The sequence below is a fragment of the Anaplasma ovis str. Haibei genome (genome assembly GCF_002214625.1).
Classification (GTDB): Bacteria; Pseudomonadota; Alphaproteobacteria; order Rickettsiales; family Anaplasmataceae; genus Anaplasma; species Anaplasma ovis.
Window position 1 is genome coordinate 607954 of sequence record NZ_CP015994.1, and the last position, 15105, is coordinate 623058.

The following is a 15105-nucleotide window of genomic DNA, read 5'->3' on the forward strand; positions in this document are numbered from 1 at the left end:
GTATAAACCGCCTACAAGCCATGGAGATGCCGTAGCACCCCACCAGTGCACTCGTAAATTACAGCTGCTAGGTTAAACACTCCGCACTCATCATAGTGTTTACCTATAACCTGTAGTGCCATGGGCAGTTTACACTCTGACAATCCAGAGGGAACAGAAATCGCCGGCAACCCAGCCAAACTGGCAGGAACCGTGAAAACATCACCGAAGTACCTGTCCATCACATCAATCGGCTCTTCAATGCCAGTTGCCTCTACCGGGGTAGTCAGCGCAAGTATGTAATCAACCTTCTTGAACGCTTCCTCGAAATCTTGTATCACGAGGCGCCGCACTCTTTGGGCCTTGTCGTAGTAGGCGTCATAGTATCCGGAGGACAGCGTGTAGGCCCCAAGCAGCATCCTGCGCTTTACCTCCTCACCAAAGTTAAGGCTCCTAGTAAGCTCATACATTTCATCCATAGTTTTGCCCTCTACCCTCGTACCGTACCTGATCCCGTCGTAACGAGCCAAATTTGACGACGCTTCAGATGAGACAAGTATGTAATACACAGGCAAGGCATAAGCCGTGTGGGGAAGACTGATCTCCACAACTTCCGCGCCGCAGTCTAACAGATGCTTGATATTCCGATCCCACATCGCCACTACATCTCCCCGGTTTTTCGGGAGTTCATATTCCTTCGGGATACCAATGCGCGTTCCGCGCACATCACGGCTTATATGCCCCAAAAAGTCTGGCACAGGCTCTTGTGAGGAGGTAGAGTCTTTTTTGTCATAACCGCACACTGTTTGCAGCATCACCGCTGCATCTTCCACTGTGCGGGCAAGCACTCCAGCCTGATCTAGAGAGCTCGCAAATGCTATCATACCCCAGCGTGAGCACCTGCCATAGGTCGGCTTTGCACCGACAATGCCGCACAAAGCGGCCGGCTGCCGGACGGACCCGCCCGTATCACTTCCTAGGGCCCCCGCACACAATAGCCCAGCCACCGCCGCGCTGGACCCACCTGATGACCCTCCAGGTATTAAATCTTTGCCCCCAGTTCCTTTCCACGGGTTTTTAACCGGCCCAAAGCAGCTATAGGTGTTAGCAGACCCCATAGCAAACTCGTCCATGTTGAGTTTGCCCAGCATCACCGCACCGCTGTCCCACAACTTCTGGGAAACCGTGGATTCATAAGTTGGAACAAAATTTTTTAATATGTTGGAGCATGCCGTAGTGCGTACCCCCTTGGTACAAAAAAGGTCCTTAACCCCTACCGGTATACCAGACATCGGGTTAATGGGCTCCCCACGCTGTAACAGGTCATCCGCCCTATCCGCGGCCGCTAATGCCAGTTCAGGAGTGGTTGTGACAAACGCATTGAGTTTATCCTGCTCTACCGCGCTAATATATGCCTCAGTGAGCTCTCGCGCAGAAAAGTCCTTGTTCTTAAGGCAACGATGCGCCTCCAAGATTGATAGCTTTAAGAGCTCATACTTCATATCAAACGGCCAAAGTCCACCAGCGTGATGGAGGTTATCACACTTTGTAGGCGAGGCAACTGAATTTACACTGTGCCATGCTGTCAACTTGGTCATCGTAATTGCAGTACGGAAACGAACATGCCTCCTGTTCAGAGTCACCAACCATGAAACTTCGTGTGGGAAAAGATATGCGATGGGAAACAGGAGTTCGCACCTACCACACCGCAACCATGGCACTGCAAGGCCTCAAGGCGGCATGTACGCGCAACACTAGGCTCCGCAGATTGCTGGAATACTGCGCCACCTGCACAACACTCGTGATGGAGAAGAGGGTTGAGGCTTCCAGCGCCATCCATTATACTTGTCATGTAGCTCATGCACGTAGACTTGTCTGTACTAATACCATGGTATACATGCCGCGCTGGCCCAGAGTTCTAGAATGCCGTGTTCCAGACTTCCAACTTGATAGAATCACCAAAATGCTGGAAAGGTTGGGTAACCCTGAAAAGCACATGCCCCCAGTTGTGCACGTCGCTGGTACCAACGGGAAGGGCTCCACAATCGCGTTCCTAGCCCATATTCTCCGCGCTGCCGGAGTTAGAGCCCATGTTTACACGTCACCACACCTAGTGGAGTTTAATGAGAGGATAGTGCTCAGCGGAGAGCAAATCTCCGATGCCTATTTGGATGAGATTTTGGAAGAGTGTGAATCAGCAAGTAATGGCATACAAACTACATTTTTCGAAGCAACAACAGCTGCCGCTTTCCTAGCATTCTCCAAAGTGGAAGCCGATATCACGCTCGTAGAGGTTGGCATGGGTGGCAGGCTTGACGCCACGAATGTTGTCACACCCATTCTGTCAATCATAACCTCCATATCTTTAGACCACACAAGTTCCCTTGGCACAACAGTAGAGCTCATTGCGGGGGAAAAGTCTGGGATTATCAAGCGAGGCACAAGTTGCGTTGTTGCCCCACAGAATAGTGAATCTATTATGCGCACCATTGAATATTATGCGATGCGCGACCAGGCATTTTTATATCGTGGGGGCATTGAATGGTCTTGCAAAAAAAGTGGCAGTGGGATGTCCTTTTCTAGCGGAGAAATCTCGTATGAGTTTCCACTTCCATCACTGCCCGGTAATCACCAAATTGTCAATGCCGGCAACGCCATAGCCGCATGCAGCATTTTATCTGGTAAATTTGGCTACAAAATTGACTACGAAGACGTGGTTGATGGGCTTACCAACACCCGGTGGCCTGCAAGGCTTGAGAGAATAACTAGCGGGTTCATATCCAAACTTTTACCTGAGGGTTGGAAGCTGTTTCTAGACGGGGCACATAACCCAGCAGGAGCACAGGTCCTAAGTGATTGGATTGCGCAGAACGCGAGTAGCGGCTTGTATATTATAGTAGGCATGACTAGAGGCAAGGATTGCAAAACGTTTTTATCATGCTTAAAGCGGCACATTAAATTCCTGTGTGCAGTCTGCGTAAAGTCTGAGCCAAGAGCCAAACTAGCGGAAGAAATCGCGCAAGACGCCACAGAGCTGGGCATTCCCTCCTCGGCAGAAAGTGATATACAGTCTTCTGTTAAGAAAATCCTCAGCATTGGAGATCCTGGCCCAGAGCCCATAATTTTGGTATGTGGATCGTTATTCCTCGCAGGTGACCTACTTAAAGAGAGCGTCGTATGCTGATGTCATATGTTTACCACGACCGGGAAGCGCAAGGCGAGATCACTCCACAGCATTGCTTAGACTTCGTGTTTGACGCTATATAGAGCAAGTGGCAAGTATAACTTACAATCGGGGACCGCGGTGGGTGCTCCCGTTGTAATTATGAGGGTCTATGAACGCTTCTGTGATCAGACTGGGAACAAGAGGGAGTATGCTGGCACTGGTGCAAGCGGAGGAGGTCGAAACCGCAATTGCAGCTCACTTTCCTGAGGTCCGAGTGGACATCATCAAGATAAAAACATCCGGAGACGTGAAGGTCGACAGGCCACTGTGTGACATTGGCGGTAAGGGCCTGTTTATCAAAGAAATAGAAGAGGCCCTATTAGCCGATAAAATAGACATTGCAGTACACTCGGCCAAGGATGTTCCCGGCTTTTACTCTGAAAACTTAGACATGCCGTGCGTACTCAAAAGAAGATCTCCCATGGACGTTTTTATATCTGTAAAGTATAAAAGCCTAAGCACTCTGCCTGTTGGAGCAAAAATCTGCACCTCATCAATAAGAAGGAAGGTGCAGCTTCTCGCCTTTAGACCAGATTTGGAAATAACACCCATGCGAGGCAATGTTGACACTAGAATCGCCAAGGTACAAGCTGGTGAGTGCGACGGTATAGTATTGGCTGAGGCCGGAGTGGAAAGAATATCTGCACGTGTTGCGATCACTGAGATACTACACACCGATGTAATGTTGGGAGCCGTAGGCCAGGGAGCAATATGTGTTCAGTGTAGAAAAAGCGATGAAGAGATAGGGCACATGCTGGCAAAGTTGAACGATCATAAGTCATTCATGGCCGTGCTGGCTGAGCGGAGCTTTATGAAGGCAGTGAACGGCTCCTGCCACACACCCTTGGCTGCAATGGCCAAGTATGTAGACAACGACTTAATGTCAATGAAGTGCATGCTAGCGCGCGACTCTCGCGCCATGGTATTCGCGGAGCGCACCTTCCCTGAAATTGATGCGGAAAAGGTGGGTTTTGAAATGGGGATGATGCTCAAAGATGAGTTACAGCTTCGTGACATATAACCTACCCAAAGTGCAGGGAACATACCGCATGGGCGTCAAAATGCACAATGCAACCTGGTTTAACGTTGGTGGCATGGCCGAAGTTATGTTCAAACCCTCAAGTATAGAGGACCTAGCCGCTTTTGTGCGAGAAGCAGACCTACCAATATCTGTAGTAGGTGTTGCATCAAACCTTATCATAAGAGATGGAATAGTAGAGGGAGCGGTAATAAAGCTCGGAAGGGAGTTTTCATATGTCAATTGCAAAGGTAACGTCATAACTGCTGGGTGCGCCACACTATTGGGCAACCTTGCCATGGTAGCCCAGGAGAGTGGGATCTCAGGGCTTGAGTTTTTTGTTGGCATACCCGGCACTGTCGGCGGGGCTGTTGAAATGAACGCAGGTGCATACGGCAGCGATGTTGCTTCAGTATTGCGTTCAGTCCGGGCAGTGAACGAACGTGGAGAGGTTTGCACACTTTCTAATGATGATATGCGATATTCATACCGAGAACACGGGCTAGTGGGCAAATGGATTTTCGTAGACGCAACTTTTGTGGGAACCTATAGCGATCGCCATGCCATAAAAAGTACTATGAACGAGTTCATCGCACAACGCAACGATTCGCAGCCTGTGAGGGGAAGGACCGGTGGATCTACTTTTAAGAATCCCGAAGGGCAGCAAGCGTGGAAGTTAATAGACAAAGCTGGATGCAGAGGGCTCAAAATTGGAGGAGCGCAGGTCTCCGAAAAGCACTGTAATTTTTTACTGAACCAAGGCGGGGCAACCGCAAAGGATCTAGAGGATCTTGGGAATGAAGTCCGTCGCAGAGTGTATAGTATGTTTGGCATAAATCTTGAGTGGGAGATCAGATTTCTGGGGTGCGGGCTGTAGACCCTATGGTGGCGCACATTAGCCAGTACGCTCCACGGCCTAATTCTAACTTGGTACCAGTCTTGACCACGTAATGACAACCCACGCATGCACCTCACCTAGCGGTGGTGGAATACATCATGTCGTATATAAATCGGTGTCTTGGATACATTTTAGCAGATCATTAATACTTTAACTATACCATAGACAGTGCGACTCGCTCGCTTAGCGTGATTGTGACACAAACAATAGCTTGGAGCTCAACGTTTAAGTAAACGTATGCAGCACCAGGCGCAATTTCGGTACGTTAATTATGCCTTCCGAGTACCCCATCGTTCCTAAATATCAGGAGCAAAACATCAACGCAGCCAAAGAAAGAGATGAGGGCAGCAGGACCTCTGTACCTGTGGCAGAGGGCTACCCCATGCCGGGCGTTTTGCAACATGAGGAGCGAGAGCACAACCTCGACGCAGCTAAAGAAAAAGATGAGGGCGACGGGGTCTCAGCACCGGAACAAAAGCATCCCATGCAGGGAGTTCCTACACTGTCTCCGAGAGAACAAGCTAGGCGTGCCCTGACCAGCGCATTGGACAGCATGCAACACGACGATTACGCGGAATTTGTAGCACACCTTGCGAACGTACCTGAGGAACACAAAGATACTCGGCTGTTTGAAACGGATCTCAAGACAATACTGCACCATGCATGCTCCATGGGGGATCCAAAATATGCCAGCTACTTGCTGGAGCACAAATACAACATGTCGGCTGTCGACGTTCAGGCGAATACACCCCTACATTGTGCTGCCACTGCAATAGATAATCAGTCCGCAGAGAGACTGCAACTGATTTTGCACTCTATTGGAATGACGCATCCTAGTGCGCGCGCGACCAATCTCAAGGGCGAAGCACCCATACACTCTGCGGTTGCCTGTGAGAATTTTGAGAACGTGAAGGCGTTAGTCAACCTTAGTGACCACTGCGTACTTGATCTAGAATCACGAACATTTCTGCACCGTGCCGCGCGGAACCAAAGTGACGATTTCGTATCAAACGTTCTGAGACATGTTCTGGAACGAGCCGCTGAGGCACCACCTGAAAAGGCAGGCCCCTATGAAAAACTGCTGTGCTCTGAGGACTTAAGCGGCTATATGCCAGTTCACTATGCAGCTAAACGCGGACTGCAGTACGCCGGTGTTACAATGCTTGAGGCAACTGTTGCACAGGCAGAGCGGCGCAGAGGTGAGGACGGTATCCGCGATATCCTGGGCCACATGGGCGGCGCCGGCAATACAATTCTGAACTGCGCAGCAAAGGGTAAGTGTGAGCCCGTGCTGCAGGCGGCAATTTCGGCTTACAAGCAGCACCACATGGCTGGGTTCTCAATCCAGGATGACGAAAATAGGGCACCCATCCACAACGCAGCTAGTTACGTGAGTGCAGACCTCTTCTCACAAATGCTCGAAAACACAGACGTTTTGGCTTACGGTAAGCATACAAAAGACGGTTCAAACCTGCTAACCCTTGTAATGCAGGATAAAACAGACCGCTCCAGGCGGCAGGAGAAGATAAAGCTGTGTCTGGGCGTTCCCGAAATTGCATCGTGGATAAACACTCCGGGACCGAATGGCATGGTCCCACTGTGTGAGATGTACCTGGAGGGAAACAGCACAGAACATATATATATACAAGACTTGCTAAAGAGCGAGAGCGTCGACGTAGATAGCCGATGCACAGATGGCAGGTCTGTGATACACCTTGCAGCAGAAAAAGGCGATGTCAGAGCCCTAGAAATGCTGCTATCAAGCAGGCAAGCAGCAAAGGGGGATGCAAAATTCCCTACATCTGATGGCCACTATACTCCTGCAATTCACGTGCTAAAAACTAGGGGCGATGATGCCACCACCCTTGAAGTTCTCAAGCGTTTGATTCCTCAGGAGCCCTCTTTGGAAGACATAGCATTCCATGCCGCACGTTCCGGGAATTATCGTGTACTGAAATATATAACTGACAGTAGCCAAAATCACAGGATTGATGTCAACTGCAGGCTCAGAGACGCCGAAGGAAACGCCGTTAGCATCTGCGGTGAGCTACTGAGAAACGGGCATCTTAATATAGCAAACGAATTGGTAAGAACCCAGGGCGCAAAACTCGAAGGGATTGACAGCCAGTGTGCTTTGTCCTCTGCGATTCAGGGGAAGTGTTTTGCGGGCAATGGAGGAAATATCGCCGGCACAACCTGGCTTGAGCGTACCTTGGCCCAGCTGAAGATGATTTTCGCAGAACTCTCAGATGCGTTCGTCCAGGCTTTCTCCAAGGGTATCACCGTCGAACGTGGCATAAAATCTCTCCTGAAAAACGGCGCTGAGATTCATGGTTACGAAGTAGATTCAACTACGCTTGGAGATGATGATACACCGCTGATTTTCGCAATAAAGCACGCGCAACAGCTAGATTCAACCTTGATTCCTCGGTTCCTGATTAGAAATGGGGCCAATGTAAATTGCCGCGATAGAGCAGGGAATACTGCGCTGCATGCTGCGGTTGAACTGTTGAGATTCCCTGATAAGCAGGCATACGCTCAAGAGTGTGTAGACCTGCTTTGCGACCGTGGTGCTTCCGCTCGCCAGCGCAACGCTCAGGGCTATACTCCGCTACACATGGCAGCTGCGTACAAGAATGTACACGCATTTGAGAGTATATTGAAAAGTAACAAGCTTAGTGCATTAGACCGCTCCAGCACGAATGGGTCTTCGGCACTACATATTGCCATGAATAGCGGCGTGGGTGAGAGCGAAATTGTAAAAATGCTGAAGAGTTGTAAGAAAGTTTTAGCTCCGGTTGAGCTTGAGCATATGCTGAGCGCGTACGATTCAAGCGGTAACACCCTGATGCATGTTGCCGCAAAACTGGATTTCAAAAACGTCGTGGCGTTTGGCCTGGCAAATGGCGCGCTGATGTCTATTCAAAACGCAGCGGGTAAACTCGCTCACGAGCTAGCTCCACCATCAGGCAATATAGCGTCTGGCAGAACCGCGCTCGTAGGCAGCACAGTAGCCAGCAAGATGATAGCACAGGTTGCTAGCGAGGGAGGGGGGCGTAGCTACACCACAATTAAAGTGGATCCTGAATTTTTGATGAGCACCAGCCGTATAAGGCGCGGTATGCGCGCACCTACTAACAAAGCTGGTAGCGTCGCAAATAAGGTGCCTGCTGCAGCAATGGGCAGTGTGGCAAACGATGATAACAGAAGAAATACTGAACCTTTGGGCCCCGGTAGCACCGGCGATCCGTCACAGGGTGGTAGCGGCATGCCTGCGGTTCACGGCCCTGACAAGAGAACAGATGCGCGGGCGCCGGAACAAAGCATGCAGAAACCTAGCGCTCCCGAGCTTAGCACTCCTGGCGATGAGGTAGAACAGGATGATATAGGTCCTCACAGCCACAGCAGCACAGCTGGACCAGGAGCTGGTGCTACAGCACCCACCACATCACCAACCCCACCGTCATTTGCCTGGAATAGGGGACCCCGTGACTACAGCGCGCCTCCTCCATATTCGTCCGTTGTTGCAAATGATTCCTCTACAACCCCAGCGGGTACTACCGTAGAACAAGATGGTACTACCCCAACGGTAGCTGGTGCGGAGCGGGATACTGCTGATCTGCAAAGTGGTATGGTAGCAGAAGCGCCTGAAGCTGCTCGAGATACTACCGTAGAACAAGATGGTACTACCCCGACGGTAGCTGGTGCGGAGCGGGATACTGCTGATCTGCAAAGTGGTATGGTAGCAGAAGCACCTGAAGCTGCATCTGGTGACGGAGAGGCAGAACAACAATCAGAATATGGATACAATAGGGCACGCTACGAGGCTGAGGAGGTTATAGAGCTGGCCATGGATTCTCTTGGCACTAATCTATCAGGGCTGGCAAGCATGCTTACCCAAACAATGCGGCAGGATGATAAGTCACCATCCCGAACCGCTGCAGATAAGGGTGGTACACCTACTCCAGAGCCGGGCAAGGCGGAGGAAATTGAGAGCACACAAGTTGTTCAAGACACCCTAAAGAAGCTGAAAGAAACGGCAACATCATTCTTACATACCAGCAGCAAAGCAACATCAGAGAGGGATGGTACTCAGGCTGTAGGTACTACCGTAGAACAAGATGATACACCTACCCCAACAGTAGCTGGTGCGGAGCGGGATACTGCTGATCTGCAAAGTGATATGGTAGCAACATCAGAGAGGGATGGTACTCAGGCTGTAGGTACTACCGTAGAACAAGATGATACACCTACCCCAACAGTAGCTGGTGCGGAGCGGGATACTGCTGATCTGCAAAGTGATATGGTAGCAGAAGCGCCTGAAGCTGCTCGAGATACTACCGTAGAACAAGATGGTACTACCCCAACGGTAGCTGGCGTTGCAGAAGGTAGTAGGAGTACACCTACAACCGCACAGCCAGCAGAAGCTATACAAAAGCCCACTGGTGCCACCAAGCAGGCAAAGAGCGGTGGTATGGCGGGTGCCCCACTACAACAAACACGTAGCGCCTCATCACAGCCTGCAGCAGAGCAGACACAGAAGGAAGAGTTCAGCGCTGAGATTGAAGGAGCGGCACAGGAACTTAGTGATGCCATCAATCGGGCACGCTACGAGGCTGGGGCAGCTGCAGAGCTGGTCATGGATTCTCTTGGCACTAATCTATCAGGGCTGGCAAGCATGCTTACCTCAACAACGCAACTGTCACAGCAGCAGGATGACAAGTCACTATCCCGAACCGCTGCAGATAAGGGTGGTACACCTACTCCAGAGCCGGGCAAGGCGGAGGAAATTGAGAGCACACAAGTTGTTCAAGACGCCCTAAAGAAGCTGAAAGAAACGGCAACATCATTCTTACATACCAGCAGCAAAGCAACATCAGAGAGGGATGGTACTCAGGCTGTAGGTACTACCGTAGAACAAGATGATACACCTACCCCAACGGTAGCTGGTGCGGAGCGGGATACTACTGATCTGCAAAGTGGTATGGTAGCAGAAGCGCCTGAAGCTGCTCGAGATACTACCGTAGAACAAGATGATACACCTACCCCAACAGTAGCTGGTGCGGAGCGGGATACTGCTGATCTGCAAAGTGATATGGTAGCAGAAGCACCTGAAGCTGCTCGAGATACTACCGTAGAACAAGATGGTACTACCCCAACGGTAGCTGGTGCGGAGCGGGATACTGCTGATCTGCAAAGTGGTATGGTAGCAGAAGCGCCTGAAGCTGCATCTGGTGACGGAGAGGCAGAACAACAATCAGAATATGGATACAATAGGGCACGCTACGAGGCTGAGGCAGCTGCAGAGCTGGTCATGGATTCTCTTGGCACTAATCTATCAGGGCTGGCAAGCATGCTTACCTCAACAACGCAACTGTCACAGCAGCAGGATGACAAGTCACTATCCCGAACCGCTGCAGATAAGGGTGGTACACCTACTCCAGAGCCGGGCAAGGCGGAGGAAATTGAGAGCACACAAGTTGTTCAAGACGCCCTAAAGAAGCTGAAAGAAACGGCAACATCATTCTTACATACCAGCAGCAAAGCAACATCAGAGAGGGATGGTACTCAGGCTGTAGGTACTACCGTAGAACAAGATGATACACCTACCCCAACGGTAGCTGGTGCGGAGCGGGATACTGCTGATCTGCAAAGTGGTATGGTAGCAGAAGCGCCTGAAGCTGCATCTGGTGACGGAGAGGCAGAACAACAATCAGAATATGGATACAATAGGGCACGCTACGAGGCTGAGGCAGCTGCAGAGCTGGTCATGGATTCTCTTGGCACTAATCTATCAGGGCTGGCAAGCATGCTTACCTCAACAACGCAACTGTCACAGCAGCAGGATGACAAGTCACCATCCCGAACCGCTGCAGATAAGGGTGGTACACCTACTCCAGAGCCGGGCAAGGCGGAGGAAATTGAGAGCACACAAGTTGTTCAAGACGCCCTAAAGAAGCTGAAAGAAACGGCAACATCATTCTTACATACCAGCAGCAAAGCAACATCAGAGAGGGATGGTACTCAGGCTGTAGGTACTACCGTAGAACAAGATGGTACTACCCCAACAGTAGCTGGCGTTGCAGAAGGTAGTAGGAGTACACCTACAACCGCACAGCCAGCAGAAGCTATACAAAAGCCCACTGGTGCCACCAAGCAGGCAAAGAGCGGTGGTATGGTAGCAGAAGCGCCTGAAGCTGCTCGAGATACTACCGTAGAACAAGATGATACAGCTACCCCAACGGTAGCTGGTGCGGAGCGGGATACTGCTGATCTGCAAAGTGGTATGGTAGCAGAAGCGCCTGAAGCTGCTCGAGATACTACCGTAGAACAAGATGATACACCTACCCCAACAGTAGCTGGCGTTGCAGAAGGTAGTAGGAGTACACCTACAACCGCACAGCCAGCAGAAGCTATACAAAAGCCCACTGGTGCCACCAAGCAGGCAAAGAGCGGTGGTATGGCGGGTGCCCCACTACAACAAACACGTAGCGCCTCATCACAGCCTGCAGCAGAGCAGACACAGAAGGAAGAGTTCAGCGCTGAGATTGAAGGAGCGGCACAGGAACTTAGTGATGCCATCAATCGGGCAAAAAGCGCGGGAAGGAACGGCACTGCCTCACAACAAACACGTAAACCACCAGAACCCACAAAATACCTACCTAGGGGCTGGTAGTTCCTTGCGGGTCTATTCGCCAATCTTTGTGGATGAGATTTACTTTTCTCAGCAGCCCCCACAGGTACACTGTGGAATACACTCCATGTTGATACTCCAGCAACTAGTAAGAATCTAAGCAACATCACCACTCTCCCAAAACATCACTAAAGCACCTATCTCTAACTTGTACCACCAAGTCTGGCATTACCATCCTTACACTCAAAACTACTGGCCATAGTCGCTAACCTCAGGAACCTCATCTCCCAACGCTACTTACCCTTGCCCAATGTGGCATTACCAATCTCACTGCTTGGCACCCAATGTGGCATTACCACCATCAACACAGTTGCTAGCCTCATCTTCCAACGCTACTTACCCTTGGCACCCAATGTGGCATTACCAATCTCACTGCTTGGTGCCACCAAGGCTGGCATTACCACCATCAACACAGTTGAAGCTCTCTGCATTGCCCACACCATTAATCCCAGCAGCGAACTTAGCCATGAGCTTACCAGCACCAAAGAATATGGCAGTAAATACAACCAACATAACAATGGCAGGCCATGCGAGTTTACCGAATATAGCCATGATACTAGAACCTAGTATTACTCCAGTCATGATGGGTAATCCAAGTTTCTGCACAAACCCTATAACATTACATATAACCTTAGTAGCTGTATCGTCAGCAGTATCAGCAGCAGGAGAAGCAGCCCCCACAGGTACACCATGGAAGATACCCCATGCTAACACTCCAGCAACTAGTAAGAATCTAAGCAACATCACCACTCTCCCAAAACCTCTCAATTAGTCGTCCCAGTCTGCCCTCCACCCTTGCACTCAAATGTACTAGCATTACCAATCTCACTACCTAGCCCAGCAGCGAACTTAGCCATGAGCTTACCAGCACCAAAGAATATGGCAGTAAATACAACCAACATAACAATGGCAGGCCATGCAAGTCTGCCGAAGATGGCCATAATACTGGAACCCAATATCACTCCAGTCATGATAGGAAGCCCAAGCTTCTGCACGAAGACAATGACATTACATATAACCTTAGTAGCTGTATCATCAGCAGCAGTAGCATTACTAGCAGTATTAGCATAAGTAGAACCTGCAGTGATGAATAACCATATCAAGGCTACCACTGCTGTAGCCAGATGTCTCGGTGCAACATCGCTCTCTACTGTAAGTGCTGCGCTTGGTACGGACGTTGCAGGAGGCTATCTCCTCAATGAGCATCAGCCAGAAGGTGTGTGGTAATGGTAGTGGCAACAACTGTGGTACCACCGGTGACCAAAACACCACAAGATTAGTGCAGTGTTTGACGATAATACAACATTGCTCTCTGCTGCAGATACCAGCAACATCAGTACGTCAGGAATGGCGGCGATTGGTAGTGTATATAGTAACTTATGGGAAGAATTAGTGTGATGACCTACTCCAAATACTTGAACCACAACCCTACTTACCAAATGTGGTTCATTCTCAACCACACTTCCCTCTAAACATCACTCAGGTGCCTATCTTCCTATCTCTAATCCTCAGCCCATAGCCACAGCAGTGGTAGCCTTGATATGGTTATTCATCACTGCAGGTTCTACTTATGCTAATACTGCCAGTACTGCTACTGCTGATGATACAGCTACTAAGGTCATATGTAATGTCATTGCTACCATCAGCGCCAATCATCGCCTCACTCTTGTACTCAAAACTCTTAGCAAGGATGGCGGTCATTGGTGGATAACATAAGTAACTGCAAAGTCACAGTCGCAATAGTTACTGCGGTGTTCAGTAACTATTGGTGCACACAGTAACTGGGAGGAATGAGTATGGGAGAGGGACCATGCTGGGTAGATGGGGGCATGGATGGATATCCGTGTGTAGTGCGGGCTAGGGTTAGGAGATAGGGTGAATAACACAAGTCACTGCAAAGTCACACGCAACAGTTGCTGCGTTGTCCGGTTACTATTGGTGCACATAGTGACTGGGAGGAATAGGTATGGGTTTGAGGTTCCTGAGTAACGCCAATAACTTCAAGTGTGTTGGGACAGGCCACACATTGGGCGCCGCCAAGGGTAAGTAGCGTTGGAAGATGGGATACCGGTAGAAGTTAGGGACTGGAATCTATAAGGAGCTGGAGAAGATAAAGACTGGGAGGAAGTTAGGAGCTGGGAGAACATCTGACTAAGTGGCTGTTGCACAAATTCGGAGTTGAAGGCAAGTAGAGTTGGAGATGGGGACCGTAGGTTAGCAGTCGATACAGAGAGCTTCAATGATTGGTGCCACATCGGGTAAGTAGAGTTGGTATATGAAGTGTGGGTATAAGTTACGGGCTTGAGGCACCTGAGTGATGCCAAGAACTTCAAGTGTGTTGGGACAGGCCTCACGTGGTGGCCTTTGTGGGTGCAAGCTAGGGAAAATTAGTGTGATGGCTAATGTGGCAGGGATGGCGGTTAGTGAGTAACACGAGTAACTGCAACATCACAGAGGCGCGACAGTTGTTACTGTATTGTTCTATAGATGGAATGGAGGAGTACTGAGGTGTGTTGCTGTGTTGTAAATTACTGCGATAAGGTATTGCTCCTAGGCTAGGGATGGTAAATATTGGTGGATAACAAATGTGGCTAGAACACTGACAATGGCGAACTAAGCGCCACACTCAACACTAAAGCAATACTGCTCTCTGCTGCAGATACCAGCAACATCAATATGGCAGGGATGGCGAGTAGTGGATAACACAAGCAACTGCAAAGCCACAGGTGAGAGCAACAGTTGTTACTACGTTGTCTGGTAACTATACGGAGAGACCTGAGAGGTAGCGGCCGATAAGTATGTAGGTTAGTAGTATGGCCTGTTATTCCTGATCCTAAAGTCTAGGGCCTCTTCCCAAACATCCCCGTTACAGAGTAGCTTTTCCTTGTTGTACATCAACTCCTCTCTAGTTTCTGTAGCATACTCAAAGTTGGGACCCTCAACTATTGCGTCGACTGGGCAGGCCTCCTGGCAGAAACCACAGTATATGCACTTGGTCATGTCTATGTCGTACTTTACAGTTCTGCGACTACCATCTTCTCGCTCTGCCGCCTCTATAGTGATTGCCTGTGCGGGACATATAGCTTCACACAATTTGCAGGCTATGCAGCGCTCTTCCCCATCATCATACCTGCGCAAGGCATGCTCTCCACGAAACCTGGTACTCAATGGACCCTTTTCAGAGGGATAGCGAAGCGTAACCTTGGGCCTAAACATGCTGACCAACGTTAGCATGAACCCCTTAATGCCCGCAATAGCAACCCTGAATAGAACCATAACTTGCCGCATCC

At 50.0% G+C, this 15105-nt stretch carries 9 protein-coding genes; 5 read left to right on the forward strand and 4 right to left on the reverse strand.

The genetic code is table 11. The features are described 5' to 3' along the window. Nucleotides 1-11: 11 nt before the first annotated feature. Nucleotides 12-1481, reverse strand: a complete 1470-nt coding sequence (gene gatA, locus AOV_RS02520) for an Asp-tRNA(Asn)/Glu-tRNA(Gln) amidotransferase subunit GatA (protein WP_075139002.1) — start codon at nt 1479-1481, stop codon at nt 12-14. 386 nt (nt 1482-1867) lie between these two features. Between gatA and AOV_RS02525 the strand changes: the two genes are divergently transcribed. The 4 genes from AOV_RS02525 (at nt 1868) to AOV_RS02540 (ending at nt 11797) form a co-directional block, all read left to right on the forward strand. After that, on the forward strand, nt 1868-3163 hold the full coding sequence (locus AOV_RS02525) for a bifunctional folylpolyglutamate synthase/dihydrofolate synthase (RefSeq protein WP_075139488.1): 1296 nt from the start codon (nt 1868-1870) through the stop codon (nt 3161-3163). Nucleotides 3164-3314: 151 nt separating this feature from the next. Then, nucleotides 3315-4226 carry a hydroxymethylbilane synthase gene (hemC, locus tag AOV_RS02530; RefSeq protein ID WP_075139003.1) on the forward strand — a complete coding sequence of 304 codons (912 nt, stop codon included), beginning with the start codon at nt 3315-3317 and terminating at the stop codon, nt 4224-4226. Further along, nucleotides 4201-5100 (forward strand): UDP-N-acetylmuramate dehydrogenase, encoded by a 900-nt coding sequence (gene murB, locus AOV_RS02535; RefSeq protein ID WP_075139004.1) that lies wholly within the window; start codon nt 4201-4203, stop codon nt 5098-5100. The genes hemC and murB overlap by 26 nt, the downstream gene beginning before the upstream one ends. Before the next feature lie 292 nt (nt 5101-5392). Next, nucleotides 5393-11797, forward strand: coding sequence for an ankyrin repeat domain-containing protein (locus AOV_RS02540; protein ID WP_233497094.1), 6405 nt, complete (start codon nt 5393-5395; stop codon nt 11795-11797). 387 nt (nt 11798-12184) lie between these two features. On the opposite strand, the gene AOV_RS02545 is transcribed toward AOV_RS02540, so the two are convergent. Both AOV_RS02545 and AOV_RS02550 read right to left on the reverse strand, forming a co-directional pair. Continuing rightward, a complete protein-coding gene (locus AOV_RS02545; protein ID WP_075139007.1) occupies nt 12185-12565 on the reverse strand; it encodes a TrbC/VirB2 family protein in 381 nt (126 codons plus the stop codon). Nucleotides 12566-12579: 14 nt separating this feature from the next. Next, nucleotides 12580-12939 carry a TrbC/VirB2 family protein gene (locus tag AOV_RS02550; protein WP_075139008.1) on the reverse strand — a complete coding sequence of 120 codons (360 nt, stop codon included), beginning with the start codon at nt 12937-12939 and terminating at the stop codon, nt 12580-12582. 403 nt (nt 12940-13342) lie between these two features. On the opposite strand from AOV_RS02550, the gene AOV_RS02555 reads away from it, so the two are divergent. Further along, nucleotides 13343-13531: a hypothetical protein gene (locus AOV_RS02555; RefSeq protein ID WP_117374432.1), complete on the forward strand. Its 189-nt coding sequence runs from the start codon at nt 13343-13345 to the stop codon at nt 13529-13531. 1089 nt (nt 13532-14620) lie between these two features. On the opposite strand, the gene nuoI is transcribed toward AOV_RS02555, so the two are convergent. Next, nucleotides 14621-15103, reverse strand: coding sequence for an NADH-quinone oxidoreductase subunit NuoI (gene nuoI, locus AOV_RS02560; RefSeq protein ID WP_075139009.1), 483 nt, complete (start codon nt 15101-15103; stop codon nt 14621-14623). Between the last annotated feature and the right edge of the window lie 2 nt (nt 15104-15105).

What these genes read in the sequence shown, in the direction of transcription:
- gatA (WP_075139002.1), bottom strand. Translation starts at nt 1,481, where the DNA reads ATGAAGTATGAGCTCTTAAAGCTATCAATCTTGGAGGCGCATCGTTGC.
- AOV_RS02525 (WP_075139488.1), top strand. Translation starts at nt 1,868, where the DNA reads ATGGTATACATGCCGCGCTGGCCCAGAGTTCTAGAATGCCGTGTTCCA.
- hemC (WP_075139003.1), top strand. Translation starts at nt 3,315, where the DNA reads ATGAACGCTTCTGTGATCAGACTGGGAACAAGAGGGAGTATGCTGGCA.
- murB (WP_075139004.1), top strand. Translation starts at nt 4,201, where the DNA reads ATGAGTTACAGCTTCGTGACATATAACCTACCCAAAGTGCAGGGAACA.
- AOV_RS02540 (WP_233497094.1), top strand. Translation starts at nt 5,393, where the DNA reads ATGCCTTCCGAGTACCCCATCGTTCCTAAATATCAGGAGCAAAACATC.
- nuoI (WP_075139009.1), bottom strand. Translation starts at nt 15,103, where the DNA reads ATGCGGCAAGTTATGGTTCTATTCAGGGTTGCTATTGCGGGCATTAAG.